Origin of the sequence: Pseudomonas sp. CFBP 8772 (genome assembly GCF_014841665.1) — a bacterium.
In the GTDB taxonomy this organism is placed as follows: domain Bacteria; phylum Pseudomonadota; class Gammaproteobacteria; order Pseudomonadales; family Pseudomonadaceae; genus Aquipseudomonas; species Aquipseudomonas graminis_B.
Genome location: NZ_JACYUI010000009.1, coordinates 60,346 through 78,723, shown reverse-complemented (window position 1 = coordinate 78,723; position 18,378 = coordinate 60,346). Strand labels below are relative to the sequence as shown.

Below are 18,378 nucleotides of genomic sequence, written 5' to 3'. Positions count from 1 at the left end.
GGTGAATCTTGGGGAGAATGCGGTGGTCTTCGAGCGTGCGTACGGCGCGTTGTCCTACATCCTGTTGGTGGGCAAGGTCGAACGCATCGAGTGGGTATGACCCTGCGCCGACGCCGAGCAAATTCTGCACAGCGCTGGCAGGCTTCAAGGCTGGCGACGATAATGGCGCCGGTTTTCTGATTCGATAAGGCGCGCCATGCAAGATGCATCCGACACCGCCGTCACTGGCAAAGACCCTGCACCCACCGGCACGCAGACGCTGATTCGTGGCCTGGGCGTGATTCAGGCGGTCGCCAGCGGCGCTCGCGACCTCAAGGAAATCGCCCGGTTGATCGGTACCACCCGCAGCACCACCCACCGGCTCGCCAGTTGTCTGGTGGAGGAGCGCTACCTGCGGGTGTTGCCGCAGGTGGGGTATGTGCTCGGGCCGAGATTGATCGAGCTGGGGTTCCAGGCCCGGGAAGAAGTGCCGCTGCTGGTGCTGGCCAGACCCTTTCTCGACGAACTGTCGGCACTCACCGGGGACACCGTGCACCTGGCCATGCGCGATGGCGACGAGGTCTTGTACCTGCATAAAAATCCCGGGCGCAATGGCCCGGAGATGCGATCGCGGGTGGGCCATCGCATGCCGCTGGCGCGCACCGGCATCGGCAAGGCATTGCTGCTGGACAGCCCGGTAAGCGAATGGCGACGGCTGTACGAAATCAGTGTGCCCACCACCGGCAAGAACCCGTTATGGCCGGCCCACGAAGAACAGACCTGGGAGCAGGTGCAGGCGCGCATGCACGAGTACGTACAGGGCGGCTATGCGTTCGATCTGGAAGACAACGAACCGTCGATCCGCTGTGTGGCGGCGCCGGTGCGTGATGCCAGCAGGCAGATTGTCGCCGGCATCAGCATCGCCAGTACCGTGCCGTACATGCCGCTGGAAAAGATGGCCGACCTGGTGCCGGTGATCAAGGACGCGGCGGCACGGTTGTCGGCGGAACTGGGCGGCTAGCGTTTCGCCCCGCATTGCGCGGGGCGAACCGGTGGGTCAGGCCTTCAACGTGGCCATATCAATCACGAAACGGTACTTCACGTCACCGGCGATCATGCGGCTGTAGGCCTCGTTGATGTTCTTGATGTCGAGCATCTCGATGTCACAGGTGATGCCGTGCTCGGCGCAGAAATCCAGGACTTCCTGGGTCTCGGCGATGCCGCCAATCAGTGAGCCCGCCAGTACGCGGCGCTTCATCACCAGGTTGGCCGCATGCAGCGCCGGGTCGACGGGTTCGATCAGGCCGACGAGAATGTGCACGCCGTCAAAACTCAGGGTTTCCAGGTAGGGGTTCAAATCGTGCTGCACCGGAATGGTGTCCAGCAGGAAGTCGAAGTGACCGGCAGCGGCTTTCATCTGCTCGGCATCGGTCGAGACGATGACGTGATCGGCGCCCTGACGACGGCCTTCTTCGGCCTTGCTCGCCGAACGGGTGAATAGCGTCACTTCCGCGCCCATGGCCTTGGCGAACTTGATGCCCATGTGGCCCAGACCGCCCATGCCCAGTACGCCCACTTTGTCGCCGGCCTTGACGCCGTAATGCTTGAGTGGCGAGTAGGTGGTGATGCCGGCACACAGGATGGGCGCCGCGGCGGCCAGGTCGAGTTTCTCCGGGATACGCACGACGAAGTGCTCGCTGACCACGATGCTGTTGGAGTAGCCGCCCATGGTGTTGCTGCCGTCGACGCGGTCGGGGGTGGCGTAGGTCATGGTCGGGCCTTCGAGGCAATACTGCTCGAGGTCCTGCGCGCAGGCTTCACACTGACGGCAGGAGTCGACCATGCAACCGACGCCGACCAGATCGCCGACTTTGTGCTTGCTGACATTGGCGCCGACTTCGGTGACTTTGCCGACGATCTCGTGGCCCGGCATCAGCGGGTACACGGCGATGCCCCACTCGTTGCGCGCCTGGTGGATGTCGGAGTGACAAACAACGGTTATGGGATGGGTACATTGACATGCCCGCAAGGCCACGAAAATAAAGGCTTCAAGAGGTTTTTTATGGGCGCGGATTGACAGCCAAAATTGGCTTCTGAAGATTGACAGGCCTAGCTCCACCGTACCTTCAGATTGACAGAAAATCGGGTCGTTTTAGCTCATTGGGTCACTATGATTGACGCCTCTCAACGTCCTGCAGTGACGCCCCTCAGCACTTAAAGCAAGGGGTTTCCGACGCGCTTTTGGCGCAGTGTCTATGAACTCTTTCTCACGTCGTAGAGCATCGTTACCGAGGATCTTGAGGGTAGGTTTAGGCCTCCCGATAGCGCGCTTGCACATCGCAGCCTCCTGAGGTTCGCGACGCAATTCGGTGAAATAGGCATTACTGCCGGAGGATATAGCATAGCCAATAATTCCTCAGCATTAGAAAATAGGAGTATCCCTTGCACTTCCTAAGAGGTCTATATGTACACTGCTATTGGTTATGCCGCCGAGTCTGCCACATCTCCACTTGCTCCTGTTAAGTTTGAGCGTCGTAGCCCAAGAGTGGATGATGTAGTCATTGAGATTTTATTCAGCGGAGTGTGTCATAGCGACATTCATCAGGCGCGAAACGAGTGGGGGATAGCAGTTTACCCATTGATGCCTGGACATGAAATTGTTGGAAGAGTCACAGGCGTGGGCAGTGGCGTAGAAAAATATAAGATTGGTGATGTCGTTGGCGTCGGGTGTATGGTCGACTCTTGTCGTCATTGCGCCGCCTGTAAGTCGGATCTAGAGCAATACTGCTCTGAGGGGCCGACGATGACCTATGCAACACCCGATCGCATCGACGGGAGCAATACCATGGGTGGCTACTCCAGCAGCATCGTGGTCAGCGAGCACTTTGTAGTTCGCATCCCAGAAAAATTAGACTTGGCTGCCGCCGCTCCGATTCTATGTGCAGGCATCACGACGTATTCGCCGCTCAAACATTACGGTGTGAAGACTGGCGACAAAGTTGGGGTGCTGGGCATGGGTGGTCTGGGTCATATGGGTATAAAGTTCGCGAAGGCCATGGGTGCCGAAGTCACCGTGTTCACGCGTTCGGCAAGCAAGGCGGAAGAAGCTCGCCGTCAGGGTGCTGATCACGTGATTGTTTCCACCGATGCCGAACAGATGAAAGCGGTTGCTGGTCATTTCGACTTTTTGTTGGACACTATCCCTGTACAACACGATTTGAATCCATACTTAGAGACTTTGCGGTTTGATGGCGTACACATTTTGGTGGGATTAATCGAGCCGATTGATCCACCTGTGCACGCCGCTAACTTGGTCATGAAACGCCGTGTGCTTGCCGGCTCTCTTATCGGTGGAATCGCCGAAACTCAGGAAGTTCTTGATTTCTGTGCCGAACACGACATCAGTTGCGACATTGAGATGCTTGATATCAAGAATATCAACGAAGCTTTTAGTCGTGTTATTGCGGGTGACGTCAAATATCGTTTCGTAATCGACATGGCAACACTCAAGGCTTAATATGTCTGTCCCAGCTCACCTGTGAGCTCCTTTACTGTGAGCTCGGGCTGGCCCACGCCGCCTCCCTCAAGTTGTGTTAAGATTTAATGACACTTAAGGGGGGCTCAAATCCTCAAGCCCCAGACACCCGCTTCTGCGAGCTTTGATAATTAACATCTAGAAACGCTAAGTTCGGCCAGTAGTTTTCAAATATGCTGTAATCCAGTTTCCGGGTGGCTGTCCAATCATGCTCATCGATAAATTCCCGCGCCAACCTCATTCGTCGCCTCCATCTTTTTGCAGTTAAGAACGTCTCGTCGAAGAACGTAGGGCGCATCATGTGTAAACCAAAATTTTGCTCTGTAAAGTACCTCGGTTTACAGAGCAAAAATGCGCTTTACAGTTCGCTAGTCTCAGTAGGCCTGGCTCAACGTTCGGAGCAAGGAGGGAAGCAAAGGAGGGCTGCAGATTTGGAGGATACTGAACCAGCGGATTCGATCAGATGCGGCTTATAGGGAGTGTCATCTAGCAGCTACGACTCAAACGTCGCCAAATGCTTATGATATCTGTTCGTCTTTCGCCTCAGCCTGGAACACCTCAATCAGCTTCTGATTGTAATCGTCCAGATAGCTCTGCAGTCCCTCACGGTCATGGATCAGCAACCCGCATTTTCGAGTCTTTGGGATAGAGCGCTTCTTGAGGCTGCCCAGTTGAAGCTCGGCCATCTGTGCGAATTCGATAATGATTTCAGTGGCGTGATCAGCAACGCCCATGTGCAAGGTATGTTTGACGCGCTGTGCGTATACACCGACATGCGGCACGACGATAACTTCCCGTTCTCAGAAAATGGCAACGCCTCTCTATCCCGGATCAACGACGAGGCCACGGAGTTGATGCAGGCTCGCGCAGCACGTCCATACCATTCTGGTCGCTCGTCGACTGATGAAAATGACAGGGCGGCGATCGCTCTGCGCGACGCTATCCTGTTGAACCTACCGGCTCTTACGACCGGTGAGACCTGCGGCCATGCGTTGGCGATGTCGAAAGCCATGTATGCAAACTTCGAAAGGCTCTGTTTCTATCGAGCGGATTTCGAAACCGTTAGCCGTGTGATCTTAGTTCAGGACTCTTCAGCGATGAAGTTGGCAGGGCGCCCGGCCATGGAAACTGGACGGGACGGGTCAGAGCCGGCGATCTTGGAATGATTGGCTAGGCACTCGTCTCCCTAGCCTCTATTGCATGTAGTTTGAGGGCAATTTTTCAAAATCGGATCAAGGGGCATTGGCTGAGTAGGCAGTAGGAGGATCGCCGTGCATCGGCGCCAATCATTCTTCTCGCCAATGCCGAGTCACGGTCGACTTACTCAACCCAAGTATCCTCGCAACCTCGACATGCCTGTGCCCCTCTGCCTTCAGCTTCTGAACCTGCTCTCGGGTATTTGCTGACTTTTGTGTAACGGGATGGCTCGGATCTGGGACGTGCTCAGAGATGTCCACGTCCAACAGTCCAAGTGTTTCCAGTTCGGCAAGCGCTTCGCTGAGAATTTGGCGGGGAGTCGTTCTGTCCTTGGCGGCGAGTACCGTTACCACGAACGACGTGGTCGTCATACGCATGGCTTGGGCGACCTGCTGCGTGGTCTCCAATGTTGCGCTGTTCTTACCGGATTCGAGCTGGCTGATGCGTGCCTGTGTGACGCCGCTGGACACGTCCTGCTGCAGAAGCTTGTGGTGTGCCCTAACGAATCTTAGGGCGGCAGCGAACGCTTGGCGTAGCGACATCATCAGTGTTCTCGCGCAAACGAAATGATATGCCGCGTTTGCTAATGCTTACTCAAATCTATATATTTAAAAAAAAGAGCACGAAGGCGTGAACACCTCCTGCTCTATCGGAAGTGGTGCCAACCAGCGGCTTCGAATGAGTAAGGGCGGTACAGGCCTTTTGAGACCACACTCCTGCTCAGCCAAATTCAATTATTGCGTAAATCGAATTTAAACACGCGTTGCGAGCAAGTCCAGCAAGCCTTCAACTGCATCACTGCAGCGTCTCTTACCCCATGACACATCGCACGATTTTGGAAGCCCAGATGAAGCTGAGAATCTACTCAGATTTACACCTCGAATTCGCCAGGTACGATATGCCGGCGTTAGACCCGAGCATCGACCTTGTGATTTTGGCTGGCGACATCGACAAAAAGTGCAGAGGCGTAAAATGGGCAAATGAAAGTTTCACTTGCCCAGTCGCGTATGTGTGCGGGAACCACGAATACTACGATGGGCACATCGATCGCACGCTCTCAAAGATGAGGGACGTGGCAGAGCCGCATGTCCATGTGCTTGAAAACGATAGCGTCATCCTTAACGATGTGAGGATTCTAGGGACAACAGGCTGGACAGATTTCAGCTCCACCGGCGATCAAGTTGCAGCTTCGAGGGTCGCCTGGGAGCGCATGAACGACTTCGGCTACATTCGCATCGATGCAGGTTACCGACGGCTCAGACCGGCGGATCTGATTGCCCGAAATCATGTAGCCAAGAGCTGGCTGACCGAAGAACTCGCAAAGCCGTTCTCAGGTAGAACGATCGTCATTACTCATCACAGCCCATCCCCTGTTGTAGTCGGGAGCAAGCATGAGGGACACCTGAACGCAGCGTACACGAACGACTGGCCACGACTGATTGAACAGGTAGATCTGTGGGTCTTTGGTCACACCCACGAATTTGTCGATGTTGAACACGGCGGTTGTCGGATCGTTTCAAACCCCCGTGGTTATCCCAGCGAATCGACAGGTTTCAACCCCGCTTTTGAGATCGAGATCTGATGAGTGAATGGGCTTTGAAATCGAACGTTATCTCTTTAACAGAGTGCGCACGCACCCGGGCTGAAGCGATGAACAAACCTAGTCTGCCGAGCGAGGTTGTCCAGGCAATGACCCAGGACTGGGGGGTTCTAGTCGACGCTTATTTGTTCAACGCAGCTTGTGTAGGCAATCGCTTCGCAGCGACAGTGTTCTGTGACCGGTCAGGTGCAGCGTCCGATGGTATGACGGTGGCAACTCAACCAGTGCGCCTGGTTTCCACTATAGGGGGCTTCAAGTTGTTGAGAACATTGGATGGCGCAGACCACTACGTCATTGCGACTGAGACCAAGCCAAGGGAGGCTGCTGATGGCGATCGCGGTTGATTGGCCAGCTCAGGTACTGGCGGCAGCTACTGTGAAGCTAGCAACGCCGATCAGTGCTTTGCTGTGGCAGCCAGAGATCGATTACCCGTGCCTCGTAGGCCGCATTTACATGGATCTGAGTAATCGATTCGGGGATGGCCGTTTGATCAGAACGTCCCAAATCTTGAGGCTGATAGAAGAGGACGGCTGGACGATTGCGCATACGTTCTCGGGCAGTCGCTACCTGCTGGTTCAGGCGGGTGGCAACGCCTTCGCTGGATTGAGCAAACTGCGGCTAACCAGCTCAGATCCGCAAGGCAGCCTGCACTAAAGCCCCGGTCGATGAGCCTAGTGATGTATGTATTGATATAGGCCGTGGAGCGGCGTTGCTACCGTGAGCCATGTTGCAGGAGGGTTTTATGCCAATCCCAGATTGTGTGGCGCCGTCGAACCTCAGCGGTGAATTACTGGAAGGGCTTCCATTAAAAGACTCTTCGATTTTGTCAGCCCTCGGAGCGCGCACCTCGAAGCCCTACTGTGCAGTGTATTCGTGGATCGTACTTGATGTGGAAGCAGCGAAATGCGGTCTTGAGAGCGAACCTAGCGCCACTCTTCAAGACTCCGCTGACGTTGTTCCGAGCGATTCTAGGCCAGCGAGGTTGCCACTGGTGCTTTTCTCCCATGATGTCGGATTCGATAGTGCAGGACGGTTCGACAAGGGCGTATCCATCAGAAGCTGCTACGCAATTTCTTACGACGGTCGCGGCATTTTTGAGACGGATGACACGATCTACGTACTCTTTGGGAAAGGCTTTCGACGGCCTGCTGCTCTCGAAGCCATTAATGCCATTCCGGAAGGAGTCATCGACAAATCCTGGCATTTCGACTTTCACGACCAGGGTACAGGCATTGCTGCATTGAGCCGCAGCTCAAGTGTAGTTCACTGCGATATTCAGATGTCCGTGGCCCAGGGGCATGCGCTTGTGGCTCTGGTTCAAGCCCTTAGAGACTCGGGTCACCATGCCATTCTGGAAAGTGTCTTTCGCGATATTGAACGAGAGGTGGGCACCTCAGTGGGTATTCGTAGAGAGCGCAATTGAGGTGAATTCCGTAGCGCGGGCAGAGCGGGCCGTACAAGGCAAGTGATTGGTGCCTGAGAAGGAGAGGGCAATGGTCGATGCAATAATCTTTGATGCGTTTGGGACAATCCTGCAGATCGGCCCGCGGACGAATCCGTATCTCCAACTCTTTCGCGAAGGTCGCCGGCAAGGGCGCATTTTGGGGCCGAACACAATCGGTTGCGCGATGACGATGGACTTATCGCTGGATGAGTTCGCCGCTCATCTCGGCATCAATCTCCGCTCCTCGGTTCGTAAGGAGTTGAACCGTGCACTGGCACTCGAACTGTCGTCGATCAGACCGTATCCCGAGGCCTTGGAGGCGATCGAGATGCTCCAGAAATCGGGGTGCCAGCTGGGTATCTGCTCAAACCTCGCAGCTCCTTTTGGCCGGGTTGTTAGGGAGCTGTTTCCCATGATGAACGGATACGCTTTAAGCTACGAGCAGGGGATTATGAAGCCCGATCCTAAAATCTATCTGTCGGCTTGCGACCAGATGGGCGTAGAGCCTGGTGATTATTTCGGGGTCGGAATGGGTCGCGTTTTAATGATTGGAGACTCGCCGAGGTGTGACAGGGACGGCCCGAGGGTGGCAGGTATCATGGGGCTTCTGCTCCGTCGGACAGATGGAGGGAAGATCCGAGATCTTACCCAGTTTGCCAGGTTGGTCATCGATCGGGATTGAGGGTGGCGTGACTTAGAGTGTGGAGGCCCAGCTGGGCTGTTCCACAAAATATCAGCTCAGATCAGGGGTAAGGGTAACCATCAGCGTCGCGTCCTTCAGGGCAGTACCGCGATCAAGTCGTCAACACAGTTCAGCTGCTTACTGCGCTTCCTCAACCTACCCACCGTTCTCATTGATTTCCTGGCTTTGCACTTCAATGATGTATCGGATGAAAGCGCCGCTGAGGTGCAAGGCCAATTCCGCGTCCATATCCCCCGATTTAGGCTTCTGAACTCCGCCATGCCTCACGCCTGGTTCTGCGTTTGCATATGCGTAGAACTTCTCCATGACAGTCACGAGCATTGGGGGAACTGAACCGTCTTTTTTCATGCGGTTGAGCACGTCTCCCAGCGTTGCAGTTCGATCATGCAGAACCTTGCCCACGCTCTCAAAAGCGCTCACCGATTCCTTGATCGAGTTTTCGCAATCCCGGTGTGTGCCCAATGCATACCGTTTGGCCTTGCCGAAGTGTTCCCGTGCAGCTTCAAATTTGTCGAGTTCCGCCTCGACGCCATCCATGCGATCCGCGAGATCCTTGGGAAGCGCAGATTCCAGCTGGCTCTTGCTGTTCAGGCGCCATCCCACATTGTGCTTGGTGAAAACGTCATTCACTTTCTTGCGGTACGTGGCGAAGCTAAAAGCAGCCACATCAATGGTGCCCGGAGCGCCCTTATAGGACGGCTCGACGGACTTCAGCTGCTCTCCTACCACTTCAACGCAATCGTAGAACTGGTACCACTCGCAATGCTTGAGGGTGTACGCAAGGCCGTCAACGCACGTCCAAGTGTCCCAGTCACTCTCGTCCATCTGACGTTGCGTCTCTATGCATAGCCGTTCGTTGAGGCTCTTGATGCCCAGAGGCAACATCTCCTTGTTTTTTACCCGGCTGTCCAAGTCCACGTAGGTCAGTTTCGAGAGAATTGAAATATGGAACTCATCTCGTAACCATGGCGGAGCGTCCTCCACGATCGGGCCTTGCTGGCGATTGGGATCAAAACCGTTGCGATGGGAAAATTTCAAGAAGTCGCTCCGTATCCATAGCTGGCAGCATGCAGGATGGCCTGCACCAAAGCTTATCATCGGATCAAACATCGCCGGAACCAAGCATGAAGCCAAGCATGAAACGAAGGACTTAGGGTGCTTGACCTGGGCAGCCCGTAGTAACCCTAAACTTGCAATTGGGCAGGAATGAGCCCCGCCAAGCTCGAATCTCAGCGACGGGAGTCGTTAAGGCGCTTTTTGGCCGGTAGCCTGCTTCTAAGCCAATAAATTCGGGGCCTCTGGCTTACTCAACACAATTGCCAAAAAGCCAATTCAGCTACCGTCTGTCGGACAGGGCTCGTTTACTTTCACCCCCCCCACTTAAAAATTTTTAAACGAGACGGAGTATTATTATTTGAGACCAAAGAAAAAGCAGCTCTCACGAACCCTCCGACTCTTCCTCGATCTGCCCGGTTTTTGAGGCTGTTGGTTCTTAGCTGTTGGGTTTTCAATCCGAGGTATCGAAGCAGGAAAAGGTCGGTTGGCAGGGCAGGGGGCATAGGGGAATCGCTCCTTGGCCGTTAGGCCGCTGCTTTTCATTTGGATTCAAATAGATTGCTCTTGAAAAGCGCCACAGGTTCGTCTGTATTTGTACCGGTGTCGGACAACAGTGTGGTGCTCTGGCAGATGAGGTTTTGTGGATATTGATTTCGAAGGCCGCGTGTGGGGAACAGCCGCACAGGTCTTTGGTGCGCGATTGCAGAACCTGGTGGAACAGGGGATCGCCAGTTTCAAGCGTCAGCCCGGTTTAGATGACCCACCCCGAGTGCATGCATCTACCATCGGAGTACCGGGGTTTGATGCGCTGCAGGGGGCTCTGGAGACGCAGGGCATCGCAGAGAGCGCTTGGAGTGGCCAAGGCTTCATTGTCGTCCGATCGCATCTACGAACTCATCTGAGGCGGCATCTGCAATGGCAACTGATGCAGACGGCAGGTTGGAGTGATGAGATCGGCGATAGTTACTTTGCAGGTGACCTGGGCTTGTAGGGCCTTACCGGGGTATATCGTTCCTACGGGTGATCATCGGAGACATTTGATGCACGACAACACGCCAGGGCCACTCACACCCCATGAGTTTGACGCAATGATGCGCGAGCTGGATGAAGCTCAAGATTGGATGCTCGATCAGTTGAAGCAGCGTCGGGTTGCTCAAGAACAACTTCACGCACCGTCGGAAACCGATCAATGAGGCAGCGATCGATACCAGTGTGCATAGGGTGAGTTTTCCGCCCGGTGTCGGTTGAAGTCCGGGCTGCCATCGTCCCACCAGACAGGGCCACGCTCGCCAAGCGCCACTTTCGCGGCCTGAACGCCTGATCGCGCAAGCTCCATTTCTCCTGGATCGCCTGACGCCTTCGCCGCCTTCACGGCTCGCCGCGCGCTCATCAACTCACTCACGAGTCGCTGCCGTTCATCGCTGTTCAACAAGGGATTGGAGCAGCGCCACAGTTGCCCTTTTACGACGAAATAACGACCGTCAGGGGTTGTAGGGTTCATAGGCGGTGGACGCTGCTGTGAGCCATTTCGACGTCAACTTGCAGCTGAAAGGTGGGAGGTCTTGCTCGGTCTAGACATGTCGATATCTGCCTGGGCAATGGGATAGTGACGACGTGCGATGCGCAGTACTCCCCATAGCATTGCCATCGCCGCGACCACCCAGGCTGCGATCATGGTGAATAAGATCATTGTCAGGCCCATCGGTACCCCCTGTGTTTCCTGCATCCTGTTGGCCAGCCCCAAGGCTTTCCTGATATGTGTCCATCGATACAGATTTTAGAGCGGTCAGTACGGTGCAGGTTCATGGTTTTTCGGCACCTGAAGGTCAGGTGCTTGGCTCTTTCTGGCGATCGCCGATGACGGAAGCCTACTCGGACATTGCAGATCTTCGATGAAGCCGCGTCCTTCGCATCCCGTGCAATCTTCCCGCAGGTCGAAGCGGTCGCAGCACCGCGAACATTGAGTGAATATCGAGAAATGCTCCTTCTCCCACAGGTCAACGTAGGCCGCCGTGTTGCCTTGCTCCAACGCTACTTGGGAGGCATCCACGACACATCGGTACGTATCCGGGTCATCAATACGGACTCGCCACTTGCCGTTGATCATTCGAGCTGTTTCCACCAGCGTCAGGCGTTGGCCGGTATGGGTGTGAATGTATCGATCGCGCAGCACGCCGTAGGGCGCGTAAGTGCGGGTCGTGAGCAAACACTCGCCGTCTTTCTCCTGGATCTGTGCGAAAAACCCCATCGGGTCGGGTCGTACAGTTGCACCGTGCAGGAAGTATCTGCTCCCTTGCAGGCTTCCGACCTGGGCGCCCGCATCGTTGTAAACATCATACTCGGACGCCGGGTGCCGCCATTCCTCTGGCTTCTCTTCAACAAAATGGCAAAACGCGGCGAGCGCCATTTCGACCATGTCGAATCGCTCCAGCGGGTCGATGGCGTTGCATGCCGCCAACTTGTCGGCGTAGCGCACGAGGAAGCGGTATCGGGCCCCGGGGTTTTGCCAAGCCGCGCGAGCATCGAGACTCGTCTTCCATTGCGCCAGGGATTCAGCAATCTGGCTGGCGTCCATAAACATTTCCACAATAATACTGTATGCACATACAGTATTATCTTTTTTGCGTTTAGCAAAGCGCCGTTTAGCGTTTAGGGCGGGCGAGACGATGATGGCGATGACGGAGTTGTCCGAGACAATCAGGACGTTATGTCGCGCAATCGAGTCGTTGAATGGGAAGACGGTGGGAATCGGTCAGATTCTGGCGGTCATCAAGGGTATTTCCGAGCAAACCAATCTTCTGGCATTAAATGCTGCCATTGAAGCCGCTCGCGCAGGTGAAGCCGGTCGAGGTTTTGCCGTTGTGGCGGACGAAGTTCGAGGTTTGGCTCACCGCACACAGGAGTCCACACAAGAAATCCAGCGCATGATCTAAGAGCTTCAGGTCGAGGCGAAAGGTGCGGTGGAGACGATGACTGCCAGCCAGCGCCAGAGCGAGGGGAGTGTGTCTATTGCCAATCAGGCGGGTGAGCACTTGGGTAGTGTCACCGAACGCATTGGTGAGATCGATGACATGAACCAGTCAGTCGCTGCTGCCACTGAGGAGCAAACCTCTGTCGTTGAGTCGCTGAACTTCGACATCAGCCAGATCAATGACCTTAACCAGGCTGGCGTGCAGAACCTGCAGTCAACTCTGGATGCCTGCATCACTCTTGACCAGCAGGCGAGCAAGCTCCAGCGGCTGGTTAACAGCTTCAAAATCTAGAGTCACTCACGTTGAGAACTGACTCTCGGTATGGCGCTATCCCGTAACACCTACATGCATGCGCCCAGTGCGCGCAACATCACGAGGAACACCTGTGTTTACGACCTTACATCCACTCAGCCACGACACGGTGCTTGGCTAGGCGGAAAGCGGTAAGCTCGATCGATTCCAGAGTAGGTGTCGATTTTTGCTTGAATCCGTGTAGTGGGAAAAATCCATTTTGGTGCTTGCTTATGGCCAGCACCCTATTAGGATGAGGGCAGAGATTTAATTCCCATGGAGGGGTGTCGTGCCCGACTACTTTGCCGCGCAAGCGGGCTCATTGAACCTGTTCCAGCAGCAAATGCTTCCTAACCGGGGCTTTAGGCCTGGACAGCTCGGTGCGCTGCATGCAGTACTCGCTCATTTTTCTGTGCAGGACGACCCAGCGATCATTTGTCTGCCGACCGGTTATGGCAAAACCTCGTTGATGATGGCGCTGCCCCTGTTGATGTGCCCCAAGCGGATTTTGGTAGTTGAGCCGTCGAGCGCACTTCGAAAGCAAGTCCATTCACACTTCTCGGTGCTATCGACGCTGAAGAGAATTGGCGTCTTAGCTGAAGTTTCTCCGCTACCCGCTGTTCATCTGCATTCAGGACGACCTCAGTCAGTTGAAGACTGGAGCTCGCTAGAACAGTACGACGTCGTCGTGTCAACGCCAGGAAGCTCATCTCCAGCGATTGCTCCCGGTTCACCTGACGATCTCTTCGATCTCATTATTTTCGACGAGGCACATCACGCACCAGCCAACTCTTGGATGGCCTACTTGGAGCATTACCAGCAGGCGAGGTTTGTGTTCCTTACCGCGACGCCGTTTAGACGAGATGGGTTGGTAATTCCGGGGAAGCTCATCTATCGCTACCCGGTCATGAGAGCGGTAGAGGAGGGCGCTTTTGACCCTGTTACCTTCTGCGCCGTGCAAGTCGAGAACGAGCTTGATGATGCCCATGTGGATCAGGTTATCGCCAGGGCAGCCGTAGAGCGTTTCAATCTAGATCGGGCCAATGGATTCGACCATCGCTTGTTCATCAGGGCGGCAACGATTAAGGCTGCGCACGACCTCGTTCCTCTGTATCAGGGGTTGGGAATTGCTGTGGAAGCGATCAACAGCAAGCTAACCAGACGTCAGCAAGATGATGTTGAAGCGAGGCTGATCTCGGGCGAGCTTGGAGCAATCATCTGTGTGGACATGTTTGGCGAGGGCTATGATTTTCCGAAGCTCAAAGTCGCAGCGTTGCATGCTCCACATAAATCACTGGTGCCTACCATCCAGTTCATAGGCCGATTCGCGAGGATTGATGACTCCACCGGTACGCCGACGTTGATCGCTCCAAGCTTTAGAATCAGGGAGGCGACTGCGGCGCTGCTTAAAGAGGGTGTCAACCTTGCCCAGATGATTGATGACGCCGCTCTTGCCGAGATCCAGGGCACGCTTGACGATCAGCAGTTTATGGAAGGTTTGCCTGTCAGACGTGTGACGGAGTCAGATTATGATTCTGTGACGCCTTTATCTTTTCACCTATATGCCCACGTTCGCGGCTTCCGTTGTGATGAAGCTCCTGATTTTTCGTTATTCGGGACGAAGATTGGCCGACAACTACGAATCGTTAAGCAGTGGGCAGCTGGGGATGGAACCCTTTCCCTTGTACTGACTGCCGACGAGGCACCGCCCAACTGGACAGCTCTGGATGCGCTGATTGACATCAGCCATCAAGCCTTTCTTCTAATGTACTTTCCCGGATCTGGTTACTGTTTTATCGGTTCAACCCTCAGGACGGAGAAGCTTTACCTGGCAATTATGGATGTCGTTTGTCCGGCAGGTTGTCGGGCACTGAGCTATGAGGAAACGAGTAGGGCGCGTGCAGGCTTGGACAGTGTGAGGTTCTTCAACGTTGGATTAAAGAACACGGCATTTAACTCTCAGAGCGAAACCTACAGAACGCTGACCGGGCCTCAGGCAGAGCGAGCAGTGACCTCTGGAGACAGCCGTGCGTATGCCCAAGGGCATTTCTTTGGTAGTGGCATGAATGGGCAGATCAAGGAGACCATAGGAGCGAGCAGTAGCTCCAGAATGTGGAGCAATCAACGCCTTTCCATCCCTGATTTTGTCGATTGGATACGCACGCTGAATGAACGCATCGCCGGTAATGTTCCTTTCAGCGCTACACATCTAGATATCGTGCGTACAACCACTAAGCTGCGCCGGCTTCCTGATAACGTGATTGCGGCAAACTGGCCAAAGGAAGCATTCAAGAACAACCCACGAGTCCGATACCGTGCACATGAGCAGGCATTTCGCTACTCAAAGTTGGTTGAGTGGGATCTGCAGGATTTCTGGAGTGACCCGCAAAATAGCCGAATGCAGTTCTCCGTCGCCCACGTAGATCGCGCGGTTGGCATGTGTTTCCATCTTGAGCAGGGGCGAATGATTACGTGCGAAGATCCTGCCGTCACAATCGAGATTGAGCCTGCTCATGACAGTTGGACTCCGCTTGCAGACTGGCTGTGTGACCATAGCCCTGTCTTCTATACTGCGGATAAATCGTCGTTCGAGAGCATGAACCTAATGGCGGCCCCGCTCCTGCAAACGCTGAGACTTGTGCCCGGCGACACCGCCACAATTAATTGGGATAACTGCAGTATTAGGGTTGAATTCTTGCCGAACGACAACTCAGCTGAGACACAGCGAAGGCGAGCGTTACTACAAGGCAAGGCTACAGTGCAGGAGCACCTCCGGCAGCATTTACTCACTTTGCCGGACGTTGAGGGGATTTTTTACGACCACAGGACGGGTGAGGCAGCCGACTATATATGTGTCACAAAAAACGCAGATAATGAGGTAAATGTCAGTCTTTATCACTGCAAAGGCGCAGGCGGCCCGGCCAATGGAGGTCGAGTGGGTGATGTGTATGAAGTCGCTGGCCAACTCGTCAAATCTGTTTATTACTGCGATGTGGCTACGCTCTTGGAACACATGGAGGATCGTATGCATCGAAGGCACACTTCTCCATCCTATTTCGTAACGGGCAGTCTGCCGGAAATCTCGCAAGTTCTGAAGGCTACTCCAGCGACTAAGTTAAGTTTTTCGGTGATTGGTGTTCAACCTGGCATCCGCAGTTCATTGGTTGATGAAAGATTGAGTGATCTGATGGCATTTTGTATTGGTTACGCTCGACAGGGAGGTGCTTCACGCGCCTATTGGCTCGTAAGTGAGTAGTAATCGTCGCCGCCTTTAGGGCTAATGATATAACGCTTTATCTCGCGTGCTAGTGGTTTTTCACGAATCAGAAAGCTGAAGCGGAGCACCGCTCCATACCCGTTTTCTAAATTATCTAGAAATCTTAAAGTCTAAGTGGGGGATTATGAGCGTTGAAAATGAATCGTTTCGTCAGCTGTTAGGAACTGCTTTAAAGAAATATGATTTTCAATTGTTTACTGAGAACATGACGAAGCTATCCTCAGATGAAATGTTAGACTTTTTTGAGGAGTCGTTTGCGCAGCCAGGATCTTATAGTATTCGTGGTGGCCAAAAAGCGCGAAATAATTTCTATTCGCAGTTATTAGGAGATAAATTATTTTCCCAGCAGTTCGCGAAAGCCCAAGAGTACGTCAAGGGGCAGCATGCGAAGATACTCACCATTGAAAGTGAGTTTGATAAAATACGTGCGACGCTGCCGAAGTGTGACATTTCCAAATATCCAGTCGATATTCAGATGTGGAGCGCAGTCGAGGGCGCCTCTCAGGGTTTGAAACATTTTCATGATAAAATTGATCAGGCAATTCAAGAAAATGTGGGCGGCAATGCCCACTATGCTATGCCCGAGATGCTTATTGTAAAAAATGAGGAAGGCGGTGATGTCAATATTGATGGTGCATTTTCCTCGATAATAAGCACTCTGGGCCTGACGTTGAAAATGTTAGCTCATCAGAATGGTTGGATTGAAGGTGGGAAGCTTATCGCGCCTTCTAGGCCTACAATTTCGGCAGATCATGTGTCTAAAGCGGCTGCCATTCAGCAGTTCGCTTTGGCATGGGATGCTCTTGAGGATGCCGCTAACAGAACACTATTTTTCGGAGGCGAAATCACGAGCTTCGAAGATGGGGGAGTGCCTGAGGAGTTGTTTGACAAAAGTTTTTTTGCGACTTTTGAAGATAGGAAGGTTTTTTATCGTAGCCCTTGTGATATCGAGAAATTAGATTTTCTAGCAAATCGAAGATTTCATTCTTGGGCGTTCCAGAATATGACCCGGATGTTTTACTCACCGCACATAGATGCCGTCGTCATGGGCGCGGGCGAAACGCCGCCTGGCTTGGCGATACATAGATACATTTCCAAGGACGAAGCTATAGTCGCTGCCAGCCTGAGTGAGCTATTCGCCTTCGACATCAAAGATGATCAAGAAAAGCATCATGGCCTGACACTCTGTGAGTGGGTGCGAGGGTACTCTGTATTAAAACTCGTCGCAGAGAATGAATTTTCGGACACCAGCTTTGTGCAAGTGGATAAGGGTTTTCTTAAGGCGTCATTGCGGGCGTATAATTTGTCCGAAGCTAGCGCGTCTATCCTGATCAACCATTTAACATTTGGTCTGGATGGGCGAGACCTTTTTGATTCCCCGCTAATTGTTTCAGAAGACGGTAAGTATTCGTTCTTGCCTCAGGCGCTGCTTTCCGCCAATTTGGTTGTGGTTATACCATCCAAGTTGAGCACGCTTGACATCGAGCTTGAGAAAAGCGAGAAAGGAATGCCCAGAAGTGAGCGGGACTCGTCTAAGAAGTCAAAGATTTCCGCCAAAAAGGGGAAGGGGTTCGAGGGGAAAGTAATATCCTTTTTTAATAAGTTGGGTTATGACTGTGAGGGGGCTAAATTTAATATTGATGGCGTGCCATTCGAGTATGATGCGCTCCTTGTTGTTGATGATGCATTGCTGTTGATTGAATGTAAAAATACGTCAATATCCGGGAATAACGCCGTTAAGGCTTTGAGATATGCCCAGTTTCTATCGGAAACTATCGGTCAGATAAAACGGTTGGAGATCGGGCTTAAACTTAAGCCTGATATCGTAAAATCTTTGTTTGGGCGAGATCTATCAGAGTTTCGACTAATACCATTAATTCTTAATTCGTTCACCTATTCCAGTCCTCCTATCGATGGTGTATATATTTCTGACTTCTCATTGATTGGTAAGTTTTTTCAGGAGTGTAATATTTCTGAATTCAGCTACGTCGATGGCAAAAAGAAAGTCAATAAAGTTTTACATAAGTTGTGGGTGGGTGAGAAACCAACCGTGGAGGAGTTGCTGGAGTATCTGGGGTTTCCTCCTCAATTAAAACTGATTGCAAGTCATTTTACATATCATAAGTATGCGCACTATACATCTGAAGGCTCTATGTTTTTTTCCGGTGTTTTAGATGTTGACGAAGACGCTATGAAGCTGGCGAAGCTAGAGGCGCCCGATGTGTCAAACAAATAGGTATTTAAATACGAGCAGGGCCATGCAGAGTATCGAGCATAATCTTGCTTTGACCAGTACGGTCACTTGAATAGACATGTTGAGCACC

Annotated in this window: 17 protein-coding genes and 1 pseudogene; 13 read left to right on the top strand and 5 right to left on the bottom strand. The window is 53.3% G+C overall.

The annotated features are described in order from the left end of the window. Nucleotides 1–196: 196 nt before the first annotated feature. Entirely contained in the window at nt 197–1,000 is an 804-nt protein-coding gene (locus IFT99_RS18430; protein ID WP_192134154.1) for an IclR family transcriptional regulator, read from the top strand. Between the two features lie 36 nt (nt 1,001–1,036). Here the strand turns inward: IFT99_RS18430 and IFT99_RS18425 are convergent, their stop codons facing one another. Then, nucleotides 1,037–2,020: an NAD(P)-dependent alcohol dehydrogenase gene (locus tag IFT99_RS18425; RefSeq protein WP_342214633.1), complete on the bottom strand. Its 984-nt coding sequence runs from the start codon at nt 2,018–2,020 to the stop codon at nt 1,037–1,039. Nucleotides 2,021–2,443: 423 nt separating this feature from the next. Between IFT99_RS18425 and IFT99_RS18420 the strand changes: the two genes are divergently transcribed. Both IFT99_RS18420 and IFT99_RS18415 read left to right on the top strand, forming a co-directional pair. After that, nucleotides 2,444–3,496, top strand: a complete 1,053-nt coding sequence (locus IFT99_RS18420) for an NAD(P)-dependent alcohol dehydrogenase (protein WP_192134152.1) — start codon at nt 2,444–2,446, stop codon at nt 3,494–3,496. Nucleotides 3,497–4,125: 629 nt separating this feature from the next. Next, nucleotides 4,126–4,680 (top strand): hypothetical protein, encoded by a 555-nt coding sequence (locus IFT99_RS18415; RefSeq protein ID WP_192134150.1) that lies wholly within the window; start codon nt 4,126–4,128, stop codon nt 4,678–4,680. A gap of 120 nt (nt 4,681–4,800) precedes the next feature. On the opposite strand, the gene IFT99_RS18410 is transcribed toward IFT99_RS18415, so the two are convergent. Beyond that, nucleotides 4,801–5,256, bottom strand: a complete 456-nt coding sequence (locus tag IFT99_RS18410) for a helix-turn-helix domain-containing protein (protein ID WP_192134149.1) — start codon at nt 5,254–5,256, stop codon at nt 4,801–4,803. 302 nt (nt 5,257–5,558) lie between these two features. On the opposite strand from IFT99_RS18410, the gene IFT99_RS18405 reads away from it, so the two are divergent. The 4 genes from IFT99_RS18405 (at nt 5,559) to IFT99_RS18390 (ending at nt 8,437) form a co-directional block, all read left to right on the top strand. Then, entirely contained in the window at nt 5,559–6,293 is a 735-nt protein-coding gene (locus IFT99_RS18405) for a metallophosphoesterase family protein (protein WP_192134147.1), read from the top strand. 345 nt (nt 6,294–6,638) lie between these two features. Continuing rightward, nucleotides 6,639–6,965 carry a hypothetical protein gene (locus IFT99_RS18400; protein WP_192134145.1) on the top strand — a complete coding sequence of 109 codons (327 nt, stop codon included), beginning with the start codon at nt 6,639–6,641 and terminating at the stop codon, nt 6,963–6,965. 88 nt (nt 6,966–7,053) lie between these two features. Further along, nucleotides 7,054–7,734, top strand: a complete 681-nt coding sequence (locus IFT99_RS18395) for a DUF6957 family protein (protein WP_192134143.1) — start codon at nt 7,054–7,056, stop codon at nt 7,732–7,734. Nucleotides 7,735–7,804: 70 nt separating this feature from the next. Further along, a complete protein-coding gene (locus tag IFT99_RS18390) occupies nt 7,805–8,437 on the top strand; it encodes an HAD family hydrolase (RefSeq protein ID WP_192134141.1) in 633 nt (210 codons plus the stop codon). Between the two features lie 156 nt (nt 8,438–8,593). On the opposite strand, the gene IFT99_RS18385 is transcribed toward IFT99_RS18390, so the two are convergent. Further along, nucleotides 8,594–9,496 (bottom strand): AbiJ-NTD4 domain-containing protein, encoded by a 903-nt coding sequence (locus IFT99_RS18385; protein ID WP_192134139.1) that lies wholly within the window; start codon nt 9,494–9,496, stop codon nt 8,594–8,596. Nucleotides 9,497–10,154: 658 nt separating this feature from the next. On the opposite strand from IFT99_RS18385, the gene IFT99_RS18380 reads away from it, so the two are divergent. Further along, nucleotides 10,155–10,505, top strand: a complete 351-nt coding sequence (locus IFT99_RS18380) for a hypothetical protein (RefSeq protein WP_192134137.1) — start codon at nt 10,155–10,157, stop codon at nt 10,503–10,505. A gap of 49 nt (nt 10,506–10,554) precedes the next feature. Then, entirely contained in the window at nt 10,555–10,707 is a 153-nt protein-coding gene (locus tag IFT99_RS18375) for a hypothetical protein (protein WP_159420298.1), read from the top strand. On the opposite strand, the gene IFT99_RS26385 is transcribed toward IFT99_RS18375, so the two are convergent. Together IFT99_RS26385 and IFT99_RS18370 are read right to left on the bottom strand one after the other, a co-directional pair. Then, nucleotides 10,701–11,015 carry a hypothetical protein gene (locus IFT99_RS26385; RefSeq protein WP_230692236.1) on the bottom strand — a complete coding sequence of 105 codons (315 nt, stop codon included), beginning with the start codon at nt 11,013–11,015 and terminating at the stop codon, nt 10,701–10,703. The two genes, IFT99_RS18375 and IFT99_RS26385, sit on opposite strands and share 7 nt — an antisense overlap. 285 nt (nt 11,016–11,300) lie before the next feature. Further along, nucleotides 11,301–12,089 (bottom strand): hypothetical protein, encoded by a 789-nt coding sequence (locus tag IFT99_RS18370; RefSeq protein WP_230692237.1) that lies wholly within the window; start codon nt 12,087–12,089, stop codon nt 11,301–11,303. A gap of 172 nt (nt 12,090–12,261) precedes the next feature. Here IFT99_RS18370 and IFT99_RS26910 point away from each other — a divergent pair. From IFT99_RS26910 to IFT99_RS18350, 4 genes and pseudogenes are all read left to right on the top strand, one after another. Beyond that, a pseudogene (locus tag IFT99_RS26910) lies at nt 12,262–12,444 on the top strand (methyl-accepting chemotaxis protein); the annotation flags it as partial. 39 nt (nt 12,445–12,483) lie between these two features. Next, the gene (locus IFT99_RS26905) at nt 12,484–12,777 is read left to right on the top strand and encodes a hypothetical protein (RefSeq protein WP_192134134.1); all 294 of its coding nucleotides are present in this window, start codon (nt 12,484–12,486) and stop codon (nt 12,775–12,777) included. Nucleotides 12,778–13,066: 289 nt separating this feature from the next. After that, a complete protein-coding gene (locus tag IFT99_RS18355; protein ID WP_230692238.1) occupies nt 13,067–16,033 on the top strand; it encodes a DEAD/DEAH box helicase in 2,967 nt (988 codons plus the stop codon). A 145-nt stretch (nt 16,034–16,178) separates the two neighbouring features. Beyond that, nucleotides 16,179–18,290, top strand: a complete 2,112-nt coding sequence (locus IFT99_RS18350; RefSeq protein ID WP_192134132.1) for a hypothetical protein — start codon at nt 16,179–16,181, stop codon at nt 18,288–18,290. Nucleotides 18,291–18,378 lie beyond the last annotated feature (88 nt).

Coding starts and splice junctions, on each gene's coding strand:
- IFT99_RS18430 (WP_192134154.1), top strand. CDS start 197: ATGCAAGATGCATCCGACACCGCCGTCACTGGCAAAGACCCTGCACCC.
- IFT99_RS18420 (WP_192134152.1), top strand. CDS start 2,444: ATGTACACTGCTATTGGTTATGCCGCCGAGTCTGCCACATCTCCACTT.
- IFT99_RS18415 (WP_192134150.1), top strand. CDS start 4,126: ATGGATCAGCAACCCGCATTTTCGAGTCTTTGGGATAGAGCGCTTCTT.
- IFT99_RS18410 (WP_192134149.1), bottom strand. CDS start 5,256: ATGATGTCGCTACGCCAAGCGTTCGCTGCCGCCCTAAGATTCGTTAGG.
- IFT99_RS18405 (WP_192134147.1), top strand. CDS start 5,559: ATGAAGCTGAGAATCTACTCAGATTTACACCTCGAATTCGCCAGGTAC.
- IFT99_RS18400 (WP_192134145.1), top strand. CDS start 6,639: ATGGCGATCGCGGTTGATTGGCCAGCTCAGGTACTGGCGGCAGCTACT.
- IFT99_RS18395 (WP_192134143.1), top strand. CDS start 7,054: ATGCCAATCCCAGATTGTGTGGCGCCGTCGAACCTCAGCGGTGAATTA.
- IFT99_RS18390 (WP_192134141.1), top strand. CDS start 7,805: ATGGTCGATGCAATAATCTTTGATGCGTTTGGGACAATCCTGCAGATC.
- IFT99_RS18375 (WP_159420298.1), top strand. CDS start 10,555: ATGCACGACAACACGCCAGGGCCACTCACACCCCATGAGTTTGACGCA.
- IFT99_RS26385 (WP_230692236.1), bottom strand. CDS start 11,015: ATGAACCCTACAACCCCTGACGGTCGTTATTTCGTCGTAAAAGGGCAA.
- IFT99_RS18370 (WP_230692237.1), bottom strand. CDS start 12,089: ATGGACGCCAGCCAGATTGCTGAATCCCTGGCGCAATGGAAGACGAGT.
- IFT99_RS26905 (WP_192134134.1), top strand. CDS start 12,484: ATGACTGCCAGCCAGCGCCAGAGCGAGGGGAGTGTGTCTATTGCCAAT.
- IFT99_RS18350 (WP_192134132.1), top strand. CDS start 16,179: ATGAGCGTTGAAAATGAATCGTTTCGTCAGCTGTTAGGAACTGCTTTA.